This window comes from uncultured Shewanella sp. (assembly GCF_947495455.1).
Taxonomy (GTDB): Bacteria; Pseudomonadota; Gammaproteobacteria; order Enterobacterales; family Shewanellaceae; genus Shewanella.
In genome coordinates, this window is the sequence record NZ_CANLZC010000099.1 from 1 (window position 1) to 22,229 (window position 22,229).

Genomic DNA, 22,229 nt, shown 5'->3' on the forward strand with positions numbered 1-22,229 from the left:
CTGAAATCAGCGCAAAAATTACTGGTAATATGTCAGTCAACTATGGCCAATATCGCTTATCCGATGATGTGGCCGATATTCCGCTGGACTTGATTTACTATCACTTCCCTGATGAGTTAGTACAAGCCTCGGGTGAAGAGGAAGGTCAGTATATTATTGATGGTGAATTCACTGTCGTTGGTGATACTAGCATTACCTCTGGCCAAATCGTGCGTATTAAGGCGAATAGCCAACTCACGGTAAAAGCGGGTAAGACATTAACGATTAACGCTAATGCACAATTTATTGTTGAGGATGGCGTCAACATTGTGCTTGAAGAAGGTGCAAAGATTATTGTCTCGGGCACCTGGAATGTGGGCGAAAATGTCAATATTCAAGTGGCATACGGTGCAACGATAAATGTAGCGGCTTCGGGTATTTGGAATATTGCCGCGGGTAGCCAAGTGTTAATTGCCGATGATGTGTGGCTGCATATTTATGGGCAGCTTAACAGCATAGGGCGCAGTGACAGCTTTATTACCTTTGGCTCGTCACAAGCCACATTAGAGAAAAATAACTGGGAAGGCATTAAAGCCTATTCAGGCTCAAAAGTGCAGATGGCTTACACTCAAGTGAGTTATGCGGCATCTGGGCTGTATGTCTATTTGAATAATTCTAATGGGGTGGTTGCTGACATTAACATCCGTTACAGCCGCTTTAGCGATAACGTGAATGGTATTATTTTAAATGATGATTACTCTGGAACAAGGAATACCGCTTTTACTCCGTCCATTATCTATAGCGATTTTATCGATAATGATATCAATTTAAATACCATAGATAGCAATAGCTATCGCGAGACGACTGTTGATGCACGTTATAACTGGTGGGATGCGACAGATTTTGAGGCAATTGCTGGCAAGCTAGTGTATAAGGATAATAGCGCGACGGGTATGCAAATCAATTTATCGCCCTATCGTTTATCTAATGCCTTTAATGACTATTTTGATGCCTTCATTGACTTTGAATGGCCTGAATCGACACTCATAGATGGCAAATATGTGCTGGATGCGAACTATTTTGTGAGCAGTGACATCACCATTGCCGATGGGGAGGTTGTGCGGATAAAATCGGGACGTCATTTACGACTCGCTGCAGGCACTACACTCAATATTGCCGTGGGCGGTCAGCTTATTATTGAAGACGGCGCGCAGTTAAGCTTATCGAATGATACTCAAGTGAAAGTCTATGGTGAATGGACATTGAATGCGGGCGCTATTGTGCTATCGGATCTCAATGCCCATATTCATGTTTATGGCCGCTTGATTGGTCAGGGGGTTGTGGATAATGAAGTGCTATTTGGTTCTTCCCTTAGCCCAGTAAGTGACTCTTCTGCTCCTTCATTGGGCTCTGCTGGAGATTGGAAAGGCATAACTGCTTATTCTGCCGCCACCGTGCAGCTAAGGTATACGCAAATTCGCCATGCATTATATGGAGTGTATGCCTATATCAACAGCAGTGTTAATCGTCAGGTGATAGATATTCAGCATAGCCGCTTCATTGAAAACACTAATGGTGTGCGTGTATATGAAGGTTATGCAATCGATGGTGCTGAAAGTACTAGCATGGTACCTGTTATCAGCTATAACCAATTTATCGACAATGACATCCATGTTTATGCCACCCATGCGAGCAATCATGATTCAAATACTGTGATTGATGCGCGCTTTAACTGGTGGAATAGTATAGACATTAATGAAATCATGGCAAAAATTCATGATCATAGCGACAGCACATACGGTATGTATGTTAATTATGGCCAATACCGTGGTTCCACGGCCATAGATGACATTCTTGAAAATGCCATTGCTTGGAGCTGGCCAGATAGCTTAATCGTCAATGGCGAAACCTTACTTGATGGTCATTACAGTATTGTTGGCAATACAGAAATAGCCGCCGATCAAGTGGTACGTGTGACCGCAGGTAGCCATATAACCATTGAAGCGGGCGTTCATTTTACCGTGAATATGGGTGGTCAATGGATTATCGAAGAAGGCGCCAGTGTTACCATTAAAGATAATGCCATTATTAATGTTTATGGTGAGTGGGCCATTAATGCAGGGGTTAATATTCTGTCTGGTATTAATGCACGAGTTAATGTTTATGGCCGCTTAATTGGCAACGGGCTTGAAAACAATACAATCCATTTTGGTGCATTATTTGATGGAGCCGAGGGCTCTTCAGAGATTGGTCGCTGGAATGGGATCACGGCTTACGCAACCGCTACAGTACAGTTACGTTATACGCAAATAAGCCATGCACTTTATGGTGTTTATGCCTATATCAATAAGAGTACTAACAGCCAGATCATTGATATTCAATACAGTCGCTTTATTGAAAACACTAACGGTGTACGTATTCTTGAAGGTTATAAGAATACTGGCTTAGCGCCTGTATTGCAGTACAACCAGTTTATTGACAATGACTTGCATATGTATGCCACCCATAGTGGTAGCCATATGTCTTCAACTGTGATTGATGCTCGCTTTAACTGGTGGAACACCACAGATATTAGTGAGATCATGGCCAAGATTTATGATTATCAAGATGCCACTTACGGCATGTTTATCAATTATGGGCAATTTCGCGGCTCAGCCATTATTGATGATATTATTGATAATGCCATTGCTTGGATCTGGCCTGATGATTTAATGGTTGGCGGTGAAACGGTACTGGACGGTGACTATCACTTTATTGGTAATACAGACATTGCAGCCGATCAAATTGTGCGTATTAAGGCTGGCAGCCATATAACTATTGGCGCAGGCGTTAAATTAACTGTCGCCTTAGGTGGCAAGCTTATTATCGAAGATGGTGCGAGTGTGACTATCGAAGATGATGGCGGTGTCGATGTTTATGGTGAATGGCATATTGGTGCTGGCGTGACTGTAAGCTCTGGGTTAAATGTGCGTATTAATGTGTATGGCAGCTTGATAGGTAACGGACTTGAAGGCAGTGAAATTCACTTTGGATCATCACTAGGTGACGCTGATGGCTCTGCGACTGCTGGCAGTTGGTACGGTATTCATGCCTATGCCAATGCCAATATAAGCTTGAGATATACACTTGTCAGCCATGCTCAATACGGTGTTTATGTGGATATCAACCAGAGTATTAATAGTCAAGTCATTGATATTCAATATAGCCGCTTTATTGAGAACCATTATGGTATTTGGGTTTATGAAGGTTATAGCAATACAGGCTCAAGCTTAGTGCTGCATTATAACCATTTTATTAGCAATCACTTCCATATCTACGGCAGCTATAACAGCAATAATCATCCTGAGCATGGCTCAAGCACAGTGATTGATGCGCGCTTTAACTGGTGGAATAGCATAAAAACGGGTGAGATCATATCTAGAATTTATGATCATAATGATGCCGCTAATGGACTCATCATCAACTACGGACAATATCTAGGTTCAATGGATGTGACTGACATCATTCATAATGCCATTGTATGGGTTTGGCCAGAATCACTCGATATTGAGGGTGAAACAGTACTGAACGGTGATTATACCTTTATTGGTAATACACATATTCATACCGATCAAGTGGTACGGGTTAAAGCCGGTAGCCATATCACGATTGGTGCGGGTGTGCATTTAACTGTGGCACAAGCTGGCCGTTGGATTATTGAAGATGGCGCAAGGGTGACCATTGAAGATAATGCCATGATTAATGTGTATGGTGAATGGCAAATTGGTGCTGGAGTTACGGTTCGCTCTGGACTCGATGTACAGATTAATATCTACGGCAGCTTAATAGGTAATGGTACTGAAGGTAATGAGATCCATTTTGGCTCTGCTCTCGATGGGGCTGATGGCTCGGACATTCCAAACTTAGGCAGCTGGCAAGGTATTAGTGTTTATTCTGGCGCCACTATTCAATTGATTTACACCCATGTGAGCCATGCTACATATGGTGTTTATGCTCATATTAACAGCGAAACAGCAGTTAATGTGGACATTCGCTATAGCCGCTTTATTGATAATATTAATGCGGTACGTGTGTATGAATTTATTCAAAACACGAGTAGTACCTTTGTTTTGGAATATAACCAATTCATCAACAATACCTTTAATATTTATGCTTACAGTGCTCACTTAAATTCACTTCTAAAAATAGAGGCGAACTTTAACTGGTGGAATACTGTGGTTATTGAAGAAATTGCCGCTAAGATCTTTGATCGCTCCCATGGTGAATATGGATTAGTGGTTGATCACGAGCACGATCGTTTTGGTGAAAATGTTGATGAAATCGATTATATCTACGACGGAAGAGTTATAGATATCGACATCATAGTGAAACGCCGTATTCGTATTATTGGTGAAACGACCATAGGTACAGGGCATAACGTCACTATTGGCGCAGGCGCTAGCTTGACAATCGATGCAGGTTCAACACTTCATGTGGATGGAGATTTAATCCTTGAAGAAGGTGCTGAGCTGATTGTTGATGGTGAAGCCAGCATAGATGTCACAGGTCGTATTATCGTTAATGGTAGCTCAATCACACTCCCTACAGATTTAACCATGAACTTACGTGCGGGCAGTCGTTTTTATGCCAGCATAGACACAAAAGTTAATGTACATGGTCATTTCAACAGTTATGGTGACAGTGATAACTTTGTCTATATTGGACTGCGTGAAGAAGATAGAGATCGTGGTTTATGGCAAGGGATCACGACGCATGCCGACAGTAAAGTGATTATCAAGTACACGCACATTTCTCATGCTAGAGTGGGTATCTATGCTTGGGGTACCAGCGATGTGAATATCACCTATTCATGGCTGATGGACAACATTCGCGCCGTACACTTGTACTACAATGAGCACATTAGTGTGTCGAGCTTTGTTGCACATTACAACCGTTTTGAACGTAACACTGAGTATAATATTTATGCTGAGCAAACGGTGGCGGGTTACTTCAATGGACGAGTCTCTGTCGAGTATAACTGGTGGGGAAGCGTTGATGTTAGCGTGATTAATCAGCTGTTCTTTGGTCGAGGTGATGATATAGATTTAGGTCTGTGGTTAGACTTTAGTTATATCTGGCTAGACTATTTAGGTGAAAACACTTGGCACAATGGCTTTGCTGGCAGCATCGATGTGGTTAGCAGCTACAGCGAAGATATTAGCTTTATTGGTTACAGTGAAATTAATGCCGATGTCACTATGAATGCAGGCGCTAGACTTATTGTTGACGCCAACGCGACACTGATTGCCAATGCCAACGTGACCATTAGTGAGACAGCCAAAGTGGTGGTACGTGATAATGGCTTCTTCAAAGTCAATGACGGGGTTAGCTTTACATTGAACCCGAATACAGATCTGCAACTCGGTGTTGGATCAACAGTTGAAGTGATTGGTGAAGTCATTGCGCGTGCAGCCATTGGCAAGTCAATTTTCTTCCGCGGTGCCAATGCGCAAGATTGTGCTAACGATAACGATGACGATGCGAGTGATAGTGCGCTGATAAATTCAGAAGAAGAAACTGTCACACAAAGTAACATCTAATGAGTTAACAATACGCTAAACATCACCTCGTGAAAGCGAGCTCATGATTAAGGCTTAAGGGCTAAACCTGAACAGGTTTAGCCCTTTTTATTATGATTAATTGCGCTTTTCTAGCACGCTAGATCCTGTTGAACTTAGCGAGTCAATTTCAGTGGCCCTTCCTTGTTGTCGCCCTAGTTTAGAGCAATTAAAGGCGAGTTTATGCTGTGTTTCAAGCTGTATTATAAACAGTCGTTTTTCCTCTTTTATATTCATTTCTCTCAATTGATAAAAGAGCCTTGAGCGGAAGCACCTTTTCCTCACATTAGGCGGAACAACGGAAACACTTGAAGAACAGAACAACCCACCTTTAATTTTAAATTCAATACTTTCAACAAATTAAAAAGTGGCACAATATTTGCTTTTTAATTGTAATGCTCAACAAGAGCCAATGAGGACAAGTCATGATTTCAGGTATAGATTCTGCTAGTTTTGCCCAACAACTGGTTGCTGCAGAGCGCATGGGTAAAGATCAACTTTATAGCACTAAACTCAGCACCAGCAATGCACAACTGGATGCTTATAAGCTACTGGAAACCCATTTAGATAAAATCAGCAGTAAATTAGGCAAAATTGATGGCGAATCTTTTGAAAAAAAGACAGCCTCCATTACTGATGATGCCGCAAAAATTACCGTGGACCCTAGTGCGCCTAAGGGTAATTATACTCTTGAAGTCATAGAGCTAGCTCAAGCACATCAAGTCTCTACCACTTTCGGCACCGAAGATGAATTACTAACAGATGCAGGTATCACAGGCTCACTTAGCATTCAATTGGGCAGCGATGCTGCTGATATTGTCACACTGGATCTCGATACCTTAAATGCAGATGGAAAAATGACAGTTGCCGATTTGCGCGACAAGATCAATGCTGCCTCAGATAACCCAGGTGTTACCGCCTCACTCATGCGCACAGGTAGCTCAGTGCAACTCCTACTGACATCCAATGAGACTGGCATAGAAAACACTCTCGACGTACAAATTGACAAACAAAATGATGGCAACCCTGAAGCATTTGCCACAACACAAATAGAAGCTAAAGATGCCAATATCAAACTCAATGGCGTGGAAATCACCAATAGTAAAAACTACCTCGAAGATGTGATTGATGGGGTCAGCATTGAACTCAATCAAGCCCATAGCATCAACGCAAGCACTGGTGAAAGAGAAACTAGCACTATCAAAATCGATTCAGATTATGACTCCAGTAAAGACTCAGTTATTGCCTTTGTCGATAGTTTTAATGACTTCATCGATTCCATCAATAACCTAACGCGCTCTATGGGCAGTACTGTACTGGATGAAACCAGAAGCACCAGTAGCTCAAGCAGCAGTGATAGTGATGACACAGACGATGATGATGAAGAGGAATTTAAAACCACTGCCGTTAGCGAAGATCAAATCGGAGTATTAAAAGGCGATGCAAGCTTACGTATGCTGCAAAGCAACATGCGCAATGTAATGTTTCAAACTGCCCCTAATGGCATGCGCTTATCAGATATCGGTATCGAAATTAATCGTAGCGGCAAATTAGACATAGATAAAGATAAGCTGACAGAAGCATTAAAGAGCGACCCCGATGCGGTAAAAGCCATGTTTAGTGATTCAGGCAGCTATGTCGAGCAGCTTGAAACCATTACTAAACCTTTTACTCAAACAGCTGGCCTGCTTGATATGAAAGAGAGCAACCTAGATGCACAAATCAAACGTATCGAGAATGACATGAGCCAGTTTGATTATCGCATGAATCAAAAATACCAAATTTATCTGGCGCAATTTAACGCGATGAATAATACCGTCAATGCATTAAGCGCCGCCAGCTCACTGTTTTCCCAAAATAACCAGAACAGCTAACAAAGGAAGCTAACTATGCTAAATGAGCACGATCCTTTCAATGCCTACAAGCAAACCACACTCAATGCGAGAGCCGCAGCAGCGACACCTCATGAAATGGTGCGCATGTTACTCGATGGCTTACTTGAAGAAATCGAACGCACCAGTGGCTTTATGCAAAGACGCAGTTTTGAAGACAAGGGAAGGAGTGTTAATAAGTGTCTCAATATAGTTCATGGATTAGATTCTATGCTAGATCTTGAAAATGGCGGTGAAGTGGCCACAAACCTCAATCGCCTTTATGACTACTGTAGCCGCCAATTAGTGACGGCCAGTGTCGAGAACGATCCTGAAGCATTGGTGCCCATTATCAAGGTAATTAAAGATGTCAGAGAAGGTTGGAGTAACCTCAGCTGAACCCCTTGCAATTAAGCCTTGGGGGCAGTTTGAAGCTGCCCTCATTAAACATGCTGACAAGCAAGACTGGGACAAATTAGTCAAAGTGAATGCATTAATGATGAAGGCGTTAAAGCAAGCGGGGGCGCCTCAAACTCAGTCACAAAAATTAGCAAGAGAGTCTCTTGCTAGAACCCACAGTGAAGTCCTTAAGAAGTTGATTCACTCAAAAAACACACTTGAGATGGAAATGCAGCAATTCACCGCGAAACAGGATGGATTAGCCGCTTATCAACTCACTCAATTAAGTGGAGCTATGAATGATCGCTAGCCTTGCTATCACCAATTCAGGAAGTGCTAATACAAGTGCTGGAGATGTCTCTATTAAATCCAGCCCCCAATTTAGCGATTCCAGTCAACAGGATGGAATGAATGCATCCTCATTTGAACTGAAAGACAGCCATGAGCTAAATAACAGCCGTGAGCTTGATAACAGCCGTGAGCCTAATAACAGCCATGAGCTTGAAAAAAGCCCTGAGCTTAGCAAAAGTACTGAGCCAAATAAGCATCAAGCTGTGGACAAAAAAGATAAAGCATCGACATCAAGCCAAAATCAAATGGCTAATGAAGACAATAGCTTTGATGGTAACAATCCATTAAGCGCTAATGGGCAGCCACAACAAAATACCAAAACAACTTATGCCCAAATTCCCACAACAATGGAGGGACAGCTTCCAGATGGTCAAGTTGCGCAAGCACCATTCAATGAAACCCAATTTGGCGCGACACTGACACAAGCACAGCAACTGAGTCAAGAAGCGGATACGAAGGCACTTAATGCTTCCAATATGCCTCAAGGCCCACATTCAGCAACACCAGCCAATATGACGCCTCAGCAAGCACTTGCCGCTAACTTGTTGCAACAAGGCAAATCCAATCAAAGCACTCATTCCAATACCGTTGCACATGGGGTTAATGTTAATAACAGTATGCAGCTCAATGGTGCAGCATTGACCACCAGCTCATTAGCGACTGACAGCGAATTGGCATTGAATAATATACAGAGCAGCCACTTACGACAAGCCAATGGTTTTATGCCTGCCGGAGCCTTTGCCTTTAATGCTGATAATATTGAAAACGCACTATCACAATTAGGGCAAGGGGGAAACAATGTGGTTGATGAAGCCGCCCAGCTCATTTCACAACATGGTCGCACCCAAGCCAAAGTCAGTCAGTGGGGGCCCATTTCCCTGCCACAATCGGCACCTCTTGCTCAGCAAGCACAAGAACTCTTGTCCCCTTTGAGAGAACAACTACGTTTTCAAGTTGATCAACAAATTAAGCATGCTGAGGTCAGGCTCGATCCCCCAGAACTGGGAAAAATTGACTTGAACATTCGTCTCGATGGCGACAAGTTGCATATTCAAATGAATGCAGCCAATACCTCAGTGCGTGATGCCCTGCAGCTGAGTATTGAGAGATTACGTGATGACTTGGCCATGGATCACGGCGGACAAATTGATGTCGACATTAGCCAAGGCGAGCAAAAAGAACAAAACGATAACCCCACTCGTGTGGCCTCCATAGCCAGTTCACTTGGTGAGTCGATGGAGCCTCAACATACCTCTCAACAGCACTTGGCTCAAAACCAAGTTGATTTGTTAGCATAAATTAGGAGTTTAACATGGCATTTGGAAAGAGTAGTGTTAATAGAAAATTTACACTCAGTTTCTTTATTTTGGCTTGGACAGGGATCATCTTTTGGGTGGGATGGCAAGCACCGCATATTTTTGGTGGCCCTTTTAATCAGCCAAAAGTTGAAATAAAGAAAGAACGTTACTATCCACTGGATCGTTTTGTTATTTCAGTACCTGGAGATCAATACCCACATTATTTATTACTGGAAATGGCGCTTAAGAGCTCATCAAATAATGTGAAACATAAATTAACTGAAGCCGATCCTGTGATCCGCAACGCCTTGATGAGAATGTTTTCCAGTAAAAGCTTTGAGCAAATTAATGATCCAACGCAACTAGAGCCCTTACAACAAGAAGCAAAAACCTTATTGTCGAACTTATTCGTTGAACATCAATATAAAATTGATTTAGAAGACTTATTGTTTACTCGTATTGTTATTCAATAATTGTAGACTTAATCCCTTTACATTGAGAGATGAAAAATACTTTGAACATTTCATCTCTCAACTTCGACTCGCAGAATGATAGCTAAGCCTCTTGTTATCAATCATGACAAGATAAACAGGTGATTTAGCTATAACTCTCACTATCAAGTAAAGCCAAATTTACAATATAAAAAAAATGAATCAAAGCAAAAATATGTTTAACAGTCTGGTTCATGGCTCAACACATTCTCGCCATGCTTATCCGATGTGCAAACACACTTCTGCCTTTTCATTCATGTATGAATAACCATAATAGGAGCAGGATGATGAATTCGGGTCAATTAGCTTATCAAGAAATATTCGATGAAAGCGTCAGTAACCGACTCAGTGAAAGTCAGGTGATGAAACAATACCTGCCTCTTGTAAAGCGCTCTGTCACACAATTAAAAAGTCATTGCGGCCCAGTTTTGGCCATTGAAGACATGGAACAAATAGGCATGATGGCTTTGCTAGAATCTTCTCGCCGTTATCCAGGCGAATTTGATAATGGCTTTATTTCATTTGCCGGCCAACGCATACGAGGGGCGATTTTAGATGAGCTGAGACGTCAAGATTGGCGCCCTCGTCCAGTGAGGCAACAAGCCCATGAACTCAACGACGCGGTAAGAAAACTATCACGTAAATTAGGCCGAGAAGCCACCGATATTGAAGTGGCTAATTCCATGGGACTCACACAAAAAGATTACCGTGCACGCCTCTATGCATCTCAAGCAGAATCGATGAAAAGCTTAGACGATATGCTAGGTGCAGGCAGTCATTTTGCCGATAAAACCGATGCGATTAATCAGTTTGCCGCGAAGAAAACATTATTCAAAGCTATCGCTAAATTAAATAAAAGAGAACAAGTGATCCTGTCGCTTTACTATCAACATGAACTTAATCTAAAAGAAATCGCTGGAACATTAGGATTAACTGAAACTCGAATTTGCCAACTTCATAAGCAGGCAGTTAAGCAACTTCAGACAGTCTATCAACAATGGGATCAGTGAAGGCAGGTAACGTTATATGAGTAAGATATTAGGACTAATCATCATTCTTGTGTCAGTATTTGGTGGCTATGCTTGGGCTGGCGGCTACCTTGCAGCTTTATGGCAACCTGCTGAGATATTAATTATCTTCGGTGCAGGATTGGGTTCGTTAGTCATAGCCAACCCAAAAGCTGTGCTCGTGGATATGTATCAACAAATGAAAGAGCTTTTTGGCGTAGAAAAAGAAGATCCCGATCTTTATCCACAGTTGTTTGGCTTATTAGGCATGTTGATGAATCAAATTCAATCACAAGGCTTAAAAGTATTGGACGACCATGTTGAAAAACCAAGAGAAAGCTCACTATTTTTAATGTACCCAGCGGTACTCGATCATCCTAACGTGCTACAATTTCTTATAGATAATCTGAGACTACAATCTATTGGCAAAATTTCTGCTCACGATTTAGCCCAAATTCTAGAAGAAGAAATCCACCGCATAGAAGACGACAGATTACGTCCTTCTCGTGCACTAGCCCGTGTGGCAGAAGCCATGCCAGGTTTTGGTATTTTAGCCGCAGTAATGGGCATTATTATTACCATGTCTAGCATTGATGGCCCCATTACCGTCATTGGTATTAAAGTGGCTGCGGCACTTGTGGGCACCTTTATCGGGATTTTCGCTTGCTATTGTTTATTTGACCCCTTGTCAAAAGCCCTTGAGCACTTAACCGAACGAAAATCTGCACAACTTCGCTGCGTGGCCGCCATATTAACCGCTTTTGCTAAAGGCAAGCCGCCTATGTTGGCCATTGATGCAGGCCGTAAACAAATTCAAAGCGAGAATAGACCTAGCTTTATTGAACTTGAACGTTGGATGGTGGAGCAACAAAGCTAATGGCAAAACGAAATGAACCCATAGTGATTAAAAAGCGCCCCTTGCCACGACGAGAAGCGCCTAATAACGGGGCTTGGAAAGTCGCCTTTGCCGATTTCACCTTAGCCATGATGGCCTTATTTATGGTGTTATGGATCATTCAAATGGCCGACCAAAAAGAGCGAGAACAAATCGTACAATATCTACAAGGTGATATGTACGCCACAGGCTCAATCAACCCTTTTGACTTGAGTCGATCGCCCTCTATGATTGATTTACATGGAGCCATTCCTATTCAACAAGCCATTTTGCCTGCTTCAGGCACTGGCGTTGAAAAAGCAGGACCAGCTTTACATAATCATATTCCTGCGGGAGAAGATAATCCCAAAGCCGGTCGAGGTCCTGAGCTTAATGCTATGGTGCCAGGCCAATTTGAAACGCAAGCTCAGCTTGAATTTCTCGCCCGTGAAGTGAATAAAATTATCACTCAAGTGGATATGAGCACAAATGTTGCCATTCAAGTCATCCCTCAAGGGATCCGTATTTTAGTTCATGACAATGTTCGTCAGTCTATGTTTACTCGCGGCAGTGCTAAAATGGATCCTTACTTTGAAGACTTACTTTTAGCCTTAGGCCCATTATTAGCAAAAGTTGAAAACAAGATCAGTATTTCTGGCCATACCGACTCAAGCTCTTATGTAGGTAAAACCTTTACCAACTGGGAATTATCGAGTCAACGCGCCTTGATGGCCAGACGCGTATTAGAATATGGCGGCGTCAAACGCAATCAAATCGTTCAAGTCACAGGCATGGCCGATCAAGCTCCTTTTATTCTTGACGATCCTAAAGCCAATGCCAATCGACGCATAGAAATGTTAGTACTGACTCACAATGCTGAGAAACAGATCAAAGAAATGGCGGGTTTTCCAACTGAGACCATAAGATCGGATCCAAGACTTGAACAAGCCAAAAAATTAGCGGAGAATAATCAACCAAGAACACGATATCCTGAGCAATGGACCAGCTATGAGTGAAACAGAACAACCTTTTACACCCATCATAGATCAAGCTGTACCCAACATTGATAAAAAGACAGACGAACAAGAATTAAGAAAACACGCCAGACTCAGTTTAAGAAGCGATGATGCCGCCGCGGATCTCGCTCTTGCCTGTGATGGCGTCACAGTCAAACTCAGTAAAAAAACGTGGTGGAAAACCAGCCAACTTGGCATTGCCAATATTAAAGATTTCGGTCTAGGAGGCATTGGCATAGTCACCAGTACCCCTCTTGAAGTTGGTCAAGAAATTAATGTTGAACTTAATGGACTCGAAATGGCTGTGGAAATCGCTCGCACACGTCCTATCAATAGTAAATTGAATTTTGTCGGCGCCCGTTGGCTCAGTAAAGATAATAAAGCCATTGTTGCTATGATTAACCAAATTAAGCCCGCTTAGCCACTCAAATTATTTGAAGGTTGTTCAATATGTTTATCTAGACTACTTACCAAGTGGCCAAGAGTTTGAAACAACCTTCAAACACCAATAAATAACATTATGCTTATGCAATTAAAGAAATGGATCATTTTGGACGTCTTTTTGAAAGCATAATATTGCCAATAATCATCACATGATTTAATAAGCAACCACATTCAAATGGTTTAAGTGGCATTGTATTTAAAAATGCAACAACAAACGATGTACTTATTCCAATATATAACAAGATTGATCCGGAGGGTCACCATGACAAATGCTTCTCAACGAAAGGGGCCTGATAGCCTGCAGAAGCTATTTTTATACCTTATTTTAATTGATTGGTTTGTATTAATTTATATCTCATTTGAAATAAGAGAATTTACGTTTAGACATGGCTCTATGGCTTCAGTCATGCTGACTCTATTTAATTTAATATTAGTTAACTTATGTTATCGCAGAGCGAGACGAGCTGAAGACAGTTATTTACTTTATCCTGTGATAGGCGGCGCCTTATTATCTTTTATTTTAATGGCGTATTTCTTTTTCTTTTAACATATCGACTATTCATTGCATGTATTTTCAACCAAAGGGCTAACTTATTATTAGCCCCTTTTTATTTTACCCATTAATACACTTGTACCCGCCAAAGTTCACGAGACATAGACTTTTCAGTCATGGCTAAACGACCATGTAAAGTATAGTAATTATCAATAATCACTAAATCCCCCGCTTCCCACTCATGGGCCACAAAACACTTATCATGGTAAGCAATATCATTCACTTCTTGAATTAAAGAAGCGAATTCTGCCGATGCCATCGCATCTGAGGATAATGAAAAACGTTGCAGTTTTGACTCGCTGCCTTCTTGATAACGTAAAATTGATTCTCGAGTTGTTGGGTGTAAATCCACCAGCGGATAGCATCTTGGCGTCCCTCCAAAATACGTGAGTTTAGTCTCATAGGTAATATGGATATTTTGCCACTGCTTAACCTTAGCTTGCCCGGCTAATTTTAGCGCCACACGGCTATCCACTATAGTGGTTTGCCCTTCCCCTTGTACAGGCGGCGTCTTGCAATAAAGCATGAAACAACGAGCCGAAAATTTAGGATTTTGCTCTACTTTCTTCTCGGTAGCAGGCAACATGCTTAAATCCCAATGCAGGGGCGTTTTCTCAATAGAATGCACAAACCCATGAGGCACTTCTTCCGGTTTAACCACATGCACAGGGCCAAATTGCCAATGATAAATATTTCCAAAAGGGTGACAAAAATCAATGAGATCTTGCTGTGTGATATCTGGCATATTTTTAAGCAGAATAAAGCCAAATTGCTCACTCAACTTTTGCAAAAAATTCGTCGGTAAACAGGTATAACCTAGCCTTTGAGGATCGCTTATTTTAAGCCCAAATGCAGGGGACTTAATCACCTCAGCATTAAAGCCTTGTAATTTTGAATCCGCAACTTCTAAATAACACCAATTCTGCTCACCATTGGTTACTCTAATGACATGTTTTTGCTTAGCAATTGCATGGGGAAGTTGAACAAATTGCCCCGAGAGCAAGCGTACAGGCACAGTATGCCAAGGGCTCACCGCTTCATTAATATCACTGGATAAACTAAAAGTGAATTTAGGGCCAGCATTGTCATAGGCATGCACAGATAATCGAATGTGATGTGGATAGGTTTTATCTATGGCCGCACTGAGGGCGCGACCGCGATACATCATTTGGTAAGCTTTATCCCTAATACTGTCAAGATAACTGTCTCTGTCGCCATCACTAAAGCGCTCAATACACACATCATGGTATAAATAGCTGCAAAGCTTATCATGCACCTTGGCCTGCTCGACAGACTCACTCACCTTTTGCACAAACTTATCAAAGGAACGTGGCCCTGTGCTTATGCCTTTCAATAAGGCTTTTCGCAAGTGCTCACCCTCTGTTTTATGAATATGTTTTGCATCGAGTAATAAGTCTATCAAATCGGCCCAAATAATATTTTCCGTAACACATAACTGCCGTAAGGCCGCGTTATATTGAGTTTTCACTTCATCATCGACATGCACGATATCGGCAAAGGTGGTGCCGTCACTTAATATAGTGACACGGCTTCCATAAGGGTATATTTCATTGAGTGCAACGCAAAATGCATCTAATCGCTCAATGGCCAATACTTCACCTAAATCTGGCATAGCGGAAAAGCTTTTATCGATGACATTGGGGGACTTACAAGGAAAACCGGGTAAAATAAACTCAAGAGGCTCATTTTTTGCCATAAAATACTGAATTTGTTGACGGGCCAACTCACGACCTTGAGTATCAAATTGATCGTTTTCATGACGCACTAAATAAGACGCTAATAGATTAAGAATACGTGTCACTTGCACGCCATCATGATCCTCAGAAATATTAAAATCTGCTTGCTCTTGAACACATGTTGAATCCATATGAGTATCCATTTTTCTGTTTCCTATATCACCTGCAGACAAGTCTCACTGACAAGCAAGTGGGAATGGCCTTTATTAATAGGTATGAAAAAAATAATGCCTTAATCCTACTAGCCTTCAAAGCGCTCATAGGGAGTTGAGACGCTTAGCAAGAGAGTGATAATGGCTTGGTTTACCTTGGTTAAAAATCAACCTATGGGTATTTTCATCCACTTGATTGCGATTTTGCAGTCGAATTTCATCGTTTTGCATTACGGCGACAGAGTGCCAAGGGGTGCGCCAAACATCATCAGCTTTCCCCATATGAATGCCAATTTTCTCGGAAACACGAAATTGAGGGTGAATCGATAACCTCAGGGCATTAGGATAATACTCCTCCAATAATCGACTCCAAGCATTACTGCGCTGAATAACCCTCAGCGACACAGCTTTAGCTTGCTTTTGAATTTGCGTGTTACTGATATTGGCAAATTCGGCTAATCCACTAAAATCTTCAAAGAGGAATTTGGCGATCCCTTGATACATAGACAAAGTTTCTTTATTGGTTTTTGCCGCAGCCATTAAGCTTATTAAAGACTCACCATAACCCACCATTAATTCTTCACGCATGGCATCAAAACTCGATAACACGCCAAAAGCATCCTTTAAATCAAAAAAATTAAAATGATTAGGATAGTGTGACTGATAATATTCTTGAATCGCCTGAGTATAGGCCCTCACGTCTTCATCAGGAATACGCACTAAATCTGCAAACACATAACCATCAGAACAAAGACTGATTTTTGCTCCTGGCTCATAAACAGCGCTTATTTCAACACAAAGCTGATTAAGCACATCAATAGAGTGGGTTTCTGCCAAATCAGGCAATCGGCTCAAAGTTTTATTGCGATTAGGTGATTTACCTGGGTAGGCAGGCAAAATCATATGGATAGGCTGTTTTCGCTCAACCATTTGCATCACTTTATTCAAGTGAGGTGAGGTTTCACTTAAAGGTAAGCTTGAAAAAAAGGTCGACTCATAGTCAATCGCTTCACTTTTCAGTAATTTTCGCCATTTGAAAATAATGGCTAAAATATCACTGGCAATTGGTTTATTATTTTTATCCATGCATGCATCTCTTCATCAGAGTAACCGCATCCTAACGGTAATGTTAACCTAGCATCCCTCCTCTAGGCCGTCAAAGATAAACAAGGACTCAAACTGACACAGCAATGATTCTATCCCTAGGCTAAATAGGCTCAAAAATGACAAATAACCTACTAATAAATTACCAATAATTTACCAAACCATCACCCTGTGCTAGCCACTTGTATCAAAAAGTAACAACCTGATTATAGAATAAACACTCAAAATGTAAACAGTGACTAATAAAGTTAATACAAATAAAGCTTAATCGAATAAATCAGTGAAAATAAGTAGCCTGAACTCGGGTTAAGCAGCGCTGTTAAATATCGCTATTTTGCCCCCTATCTGTGTTGTGCTTTCTACTAATAGCTTGCTGTTAGACACAAAATCCTTGCCTCATCTTCTTCACTCCTAACGCAAACCCTTAACATAACCATAATCCTCAAAAGAGAACAGCCTTGTTAAAGTAGAGCCCTTGTTCAAAGTAGCAGTGCACCACTAACAATAATCATGGGTGTCCAAATAAAAAGTCCCTAACAATAATCATGGGTGTCCAAATAAAAAAATGTAAAAGGACTCAATGAACGAATGAAATATGAAAAGAAAAAAGCGGGCTCGATAATGCCCGCTAGAGGTTTGACAAGTATTTAATATAAATTGATTTTTAATAATATATCATTAAACGTCATTAGCAAAAAAACTAACATTAATTAACTCAATTAATAAACGTAAACGGCACCTGCGGAGTGGTCGCGATCATAACCAATAGCTAAAGTTGAACCTTTAGTATCAATCGCTAATCCATTCGCTAACGTAGAACCTAAATCGCCATTAGGTGATTTAATAAGCTTATGCAGCTCCCATAAATTAGCTACTTTTCTATATTCTACAACAGCTCTGCCTACATCACCGCCAATATCAGAACCCAAAGCCGACGTAACCAAAAAAAGCTTATCTCCATTTTGTGCCAATTTAAGTTCAAATGAAGAAGGAAGATCTGAGGTTACATCCAAGTTTTGAGTAAGCTGCCATTGTTCATTTTCCCTAATATACATATGTACAGCACTCAAGCCTCTCACAGCAAGTATATTCCCGTCACCATCAAGACTGACATTTCTTCCCAACAATAATTCATCCGCATTTTCCGATTTAATATACGCCTCTTGTTGCCATAGTCCTTCTTTTAAAGCAAAGACATACACAGCCCCGCGATTTTCAGCATCGTTATTATTCTGCTCTCCATTTATTCCTGTTGCTAGTGAATCTTCACCGTAAGCGCTTATAGCTATGGTACTGGCATCAGCGCTAATGGCTACTGACCAGCCAAAACCATCGTCAATATCAGTATTACTCGCTTTCAAGTAAGCGGTTTGTAACCAAACATCTTCTTTGAAGGCAAACACATACGCTGCACCACTATCCTCAGCGCTATTATCGGACTCGTCAGCATTAACCCCCGTCGCACTCGAATCTTCAACATAAGCGCTGACAACTAAAGTATTACCATCGGCGCTAATGTCTAAATCAGTAGCAAAATGATCATTCTTATCTGGCTGATTAGCCTTAATATAAGCTTGTTGCACCCAACTGCCATTTATATACCTAAACAGATACACAGCACCAGAATTTTGATTAGTACCAATATAACTTTCATCACCATTGATCCCACCCACACCAGAATCGTTACCAATAGCGCCAACTGCTAATGTCAATCCGTCTTGACTTAAGGCAATTACGTTACCAAAAAGATGAGTTTGATGTCCCATTACTGAGGGTTTAAGATAAGTCGTTTGCTGCCAAATTAACCCTTCTCGTCGAAATAGATATACAGCACCTTCACCTCCTTCTTCATGATCAGCTCCCACTGCCATCAACATACCATCACCACTTAAAGCCACCGAAGTACCAAAATAGTCACCCGCTTCCGTATTAGACGCCTTGAAATAACCAATCGCGGCATCCAGTTGCGGGCGGCTTGGAGTGGCCATACCGCTCACCACGCTGCGGCTGCCATTAGTGGCACGAATAAAGAATTGCGGGTTATCGGTGAGTAGCGCCGCATCGAGATAGACACTGTTCTCGCTATCTATCACAGGTTCTCCCAGTGGATGACAAAAATCATTGGCAGACAGGCTGACATCGTACAAGCAGACCTGGTATTCGCTGGCCCAGTTGTTGGAATCACTCCAGTCCAGCTTGAAGGTTTTGACCCCAGTGGCAAGAATATTAATCTCATCTAAGGTGATTTCAGTGGGGATGTCTTCTTGTAAATATAATAAATGATTCACCACCGAGAGCGGTGCATATTCTTGAGTAAAACTGGCCCATAAATCACCTTTTTGGGCACGAATGCTGTGCTCCCCTGCCGGTAAATGCAGCTTAATTGACGCAGTTTGATATTCACTGCCTGTTAAGCCAACTAAGGTATTGTCGACATAAATTTCGGCGCCAATGGCCAAGGCGGGATCGCTATCTGTGGTGACACTTAGCATCAAGGTCGATAACAAGCTGCCACTGATTTGATGAGATACATCCACACTCAGCTCACAGCCTTTAATTTGGGTTTCACCTAGCTCCACCTCAAAGGCGCAGCTAGCCAATGGCTCATCTGTATAGGTATTATCGTCACGCTTTACATAAAAACTTAAATAAGCTGTGGCCGTTTGTGCGCCTTGGGCATAAAACTGCGGTAACTCAGCATCCGCTAGCTGATAAACCTCCTCTTCAAACACAAAACTATGCAGTGTTTCAGTGCTGACACTGCCTGCACTACTCTCAGCACTAAGGCGCATGATCATGGCAAGATTTTCAACGCCAGATACGCGCTCAACGAGCACTTCAGGCACTTGAATATTAATTTCACTCAAACTGTTGTCGCTTGCAAAACTAAAGTCCACATCGGCACTTAAGGGAATAATATCAATGGGAGTATTGCCGCCTGCAGTCAGCTCAATGTTGATCTCCCCCGTGCGCATCATGCCCACTAAGCGATTATCATCATAGAGTTTCACTAAAATGTCGTAATTACCATCGCGCAATGGCAAGGTCACATTAGTGAGGCCGTATTCGGGATCCAGCTCGTAAATAACCTCATCAGCACCATCAATAATTAAGCCCAGTTTAGGTACACTCAATAAAGCCAGTTCATCGGGTGAGAATTGAAAATTTAAGGTCGCGAGCTCATCGATGTCTTCTAAGATCACTAAGGTTTCACCTAAGTGCGGCTGAAACAACAACTCTACTTCAGGGCTTGTGCCCTCAACAATCACTTCCCCTAAGGCTTTAGCCACATATTGCTGCTCGTCATGTTCAATGGCGACAATGAAATCATAGGTGTCTGGCGTTAATGCCAACGTGCGATGGGACACAATGCTGCCATCGGTTTTAAGCGTCAGCGGCCAGTCAAAGGTTTGCACTTCACCTGTTGTAACTGAGGTGGCCTGCATTTGACCATCGAAACGGGTATCTTCTGAAACCACTAAATCGACAGGCGATGCATTTAGTATACTGCTACTTTGAATTTCCTTATTATTCACTTGCGCCAACGCATCCACACTGGGCTGCTTAGAAGCACTATACATATCACTAGCAGTATTTAAATTGCTGACAGTACTGCTAGCTGCCTCATTGCTATTGCTTATACTTTGACGATAAAGCGCGGCAAAATGTGGTGTGACTGTGACTTCCATTTGGCTCGGCGCGCTACTCTCTTGAGTCTTAGTATTTGCCTCTCCAGAAGAGTCACTGCCACCACAGGCCGCTAAACTCATGGCCAATGCAATGGGACTTAAACGCTTTACTAAATGGGTATTTTTAAACAGATCTGACATCTTGTTCCTATCTTCCTTTATTCCATGGACACAACTCACATGAGTTATGCCCATATCAATGCGACTAGAGTCAACAAAAAGTAAAGGGGAAAGCAAAATAAAAGTTACATTTCATAAACTTAAAATGCACAACAGTGATTAATAAATGGACAGAAATAGGATGTTAAAGACACATAAATAATCGACAACAACTTATAAAAAGGACATTAAAATGTTAATACTGCCCCATACATCACAAAAGATCCGCCATCATGTTTATATAACTTAGTGCCAAATAAACTATTGTTCTACTTTGTGATAACGTCTACTAAATGTTAGCTTAAAGGGTTGCGATCAATAATACTGCCGCATCATGTAAAATCGCTCGCGTTAGGCGATATCCATACACATTCATTATTAATAAAAGAGCAAAACCGTATGCGTTATGAAGTTTGGGAACAATTAAGAATAGAAGCCACGGCCCTTGTTAAAAAAGAGCCGCTACTTGCCAGCCATGTGTATTCTTGTGTGCTCAATCATGAATGTTTAGGATCGGCATTGAGTTTTATCGTCGCCAACAAACTGTCCGATGCTGTGGTCTCCCCTTTTACTTTTAGGGAATTATTTGATCAAGCCTTTATTAATTGTGAAACCATGTTGACCTCAGTGGCCGCCGACATTAAAGCCGTAGCGGATCGCGATCCTGCCGCAGTCGATTATCTAACGGTACTGCTAAACTTAAAGGGCTTTATGGCCATTCAAGTACACCGCTTGGCCCATTGCTTATGGCAAGAAGATCGCAAAGAGCTAGCTCGATTCATACAAAGCCGCAATTCAGAGGTCTTTGGGGTGGACATTCATCCCGCTTGCCGTATTGGTCAAGGGATCATGTTCGATCACGCCACAGGCATAGTGATAGGTGAAACTGCCGTGATTGACGATAATGTCTCAATATTACAATCCGTCACATTAGGCGGTACGGGCAATGAAGAAGGCGATCGCCATCCCAAAATTCGTCAAGGCGTACTGATCGGTGCTGGAGCAACGGTTCTGGGTAATATTGAGATCGGTGAAGGCGCCAAAATAGGCTCAGGCTCCGTAGTACTCAACAATGTCAAACCTCACACAACTGTGGTCGGTGTGCCCGCCAAAGTCGTCGGCAAACCAGACTGCGAGTTCCCCGCACAGTCAATGGAACAGAATGTCTACGATGACTCATTAGCAAGCGCTTTGATATAGCCATTCACCTGAGTCTCTAATAACCCCCCTAAAATCCCGATGGATGGGATGAATGCTAAATAATGTATGGAACACATTTATTGAGTGTACTAAAAGGGTCAAAAGCATATGCTCAAGAAGCCGGGTAAAAGTGACCAACTTCTAATGCAGATTGGTATAATTAATAGGATTGGTATAATAGGCGCCTGTCATGGCCAGCTTCGAGCAAGCTCTCCGCGTTCAGAGCCAGCATCAAGCTTTGCTTGATAAGCGCAGTCTCTTCACCCTACTATCACATGAAAGGAAACA

General features: G+C 41.9%; 15 protein-coding genes. 12 read left to right on the forward strand and 3 right to left on the reverse strand.

Features of this window, described 5'->3' with window-relative positions; all coding sequences use genetic code 11:
* Positions 1 to 29: 29 nt before the first annotated feature.
* The 11 genes from Q0791_RS19865 (at position 30) to Q0791_RS19915 (ending at position 13,874) form a co-directional block, all read left to right on the forward strand.
* Positions 30 to 5,558 carry a hypothetical protein gene (locus Q0791_RS19865; protein ID WP_299010268.1) on the forward strand — a complete coding sequence of 1,843 codons (5,529 nt, stop codon included), beginning with the start codon at positions 30 to 32 and terminating at the stop codon, positions 5,556 to 5,558.
* Positions 5,559 to 6,001: 443 nt separating this feature from the next.
* Positions 6,002 to 7,450: a flagellar filament capping protein FliD gene (gene fliD / locus Q0791_RS19870; RefSeq protein WP_299010270.1), complete on the forward strand. Its 1,449-nt coding sequence runs from the start codon at positions 6,002 to 6,004 to the stop codon at positions 7,448 to 7,450.
* Positions 7,451 to 7,465: 15 nt separating this feature from the next.
* Positions 7,466 to 7,846, forward strand: a complete 381-nt coding sequence (gene fliS / locus Q0791_RS19875; protein ID WP_299010272.1) for a flagellar export chaperone FliS — start codon at positions 7,466 to 7,468, stop codon at positions 7,844 to 7,846.
* Complete coding sequence (locus tag Q0791_RS19880; protein WP_299010276.1) at positions 7,815 to 8,156, forward strand: hypothetical protein; 342 nt, start codon at positions 7,815 to 7,817, stop codon at positions 8,154 to 8,156. Before fliS ends, Q0791_RS19880 begins: the two co-directional genes overlap by 32 nt.
* Complete coding sequence (locus Q0791_RS19885; RefSeq protein WP_299010279.1) at positions 8,146 to 9,495, forward strand: flagellar hook-length control protein FliK; 1,350 nt, start codon at positions 8,146 to 8,148, stop codon at positions 9,493 to 9,495. The genes Q0791_RS19880 and Q0791_RS19885 overlap by 11 nt, the downstream gene beginning before the upstream one ends.
* A gap of 14 nt (positions 9,496 to 9,509) precedes the next feature.
* Complete coding sequence (locus tag Q0791_RS19890) at positions 9,510 to 9,968, forward strand: flagellar basal body-associated protein FliL (protein WP_299010282.1); 459 nt, start codon at positions 9,510 to 9,512, stop codon at positions 9,966 to 9,968.
* A 302-nt stretch (positions 9,969 to 10,270) separates the two neighbouring features.
* Positions 10,271 to 10,996, forward strand: coding sequence for an RNA polymerase sigma factor FliA (locus Q0791_RS19895; protein ID WP_299010284.1), 726 nt, complete (start codon positions 10,271 to 10,273; stop codon positions 10,994 to 10,996).
* A 16-nt stretch (positions 10,997 to 11,012) separates the two neighbouring features.
* Positions 11,013 to 11,870, forward strand: coding sequence for a flagellar motor stator protein MotA (gene motA, locus Q0791_RS19900; RefSeq protein WP_299010287.1), 858 nt, complete (start codon positions 11,013 to 11,015; stop codon positions 11,868 to 11,870).
* A complete protein-coding gene (locus Q0791_RS19905; RefSeq protein ID WP_299010289.1) occupies positions 11,870 to 12,883 on the forward strand; it encodes a flagellar motor protein MotB in 1,014 nt (337 codons plus the stop codon). Before motA ends, Q0791_RS19905 begins: the two co-directional genes overlap by 1 nt.
* On the forward strand, positions 12,876 to 13,304 hold the full coding sequence (locus Q0791_RS19910; RefSeq protein ID WP_299010291.1) for a hypothetical protein: 429 nt from the start codon (positions 12,876 to 12,878) through the stop codon (positions 13,302 to 13,304). The genes Q0791_RS19905 and Q0791_RS19910 overlap by 8 nt, the downstream gene beginning before the upstream one ends.
* Before the next feature lie 285 nt (positions 13,305 to 13,589).
* On the forward strand, positions 13,590 to 13,874 hold the full coding sequence (locus tag Q0791_RS19915; RefSeq protein ID WP_299010293.1) for a hypothetical protein: 285 nt from the start codon (positions 13,590 to 13,592) through the stop codon (positions 13,872 to 13,874).
* Positions 13,875 to 13,947: 73 nt separating this feature from the next.
* On the opposite strand, the gene Q0791_RS19920 is transcribed toward Q0791_RS19915, so the two are convergent.
* The 3 genes from Q0791_RS19920 to Q0791_RS19930 all read right to left on the reverse strand — a co-directional run bounded on the left by Q0791_RS19920 (position 13,948) and on the right by Q0791_RS19930 (position 20,723).
* A complete protein-coding gene (locus Q0791_RS19920) occupies positions 13,948 to 15,768 on the reverse strand; it encodes an L-tyrosine/L-tryptophan isonitrile synthase family protein (RefSeq protein ID WP_299010295.1) in 1,821 nt (606 codons plus the stop codon).
* A 126-nt stretch (positions 15,769 to 15,894) separates the two neighbouring features.
* The gene (locus Q0791_RS19925; RefSeq protein WP_299010297.1) at positions 15,895 to 16,875 is read right to left on the reverse strand and encodes an isocyanide synthase family protein; all 981 of its coding nucleotides are present in this window, start codon (positions 16,873 to 16,875) and stop codon (positions 15,895 to 15,897) included.
* Between the two features lie 737 nt (positions 16,876 to 17,612).
* On the reverse strand, positions 17,613 to 20,723 hold the full coding sequence (locus tag Q0791_RS19930) for an FG-GAP repeat protein (RefSeq protein WP_299010299.1): 3,111 nt from the start codon (positions 20,721 to 20,723) through the stop codon (positions 17,613 to 17,615).
* A 417-nt stretch (positions 20,724 to 21,140) separates the two neighbouring features.
* On the opposite strand from Q0791_RS19930, the gene cysE reads away from it, so the two are divergent.
* Positions 21,141 to 21,941: a serine O-acetyltransferase gene (cysE, locus tag Q0791_RS19935; protein ID WP_299010301.1), complete on the forward strand. Its 801-nt coding sequence runs from the start codon at positions 21,141 to 21,143 to the stop codon at positions 21,939 to 21,941.
* Positions 21,942 to 22,229: the final 288 nt, after the last annotated feature.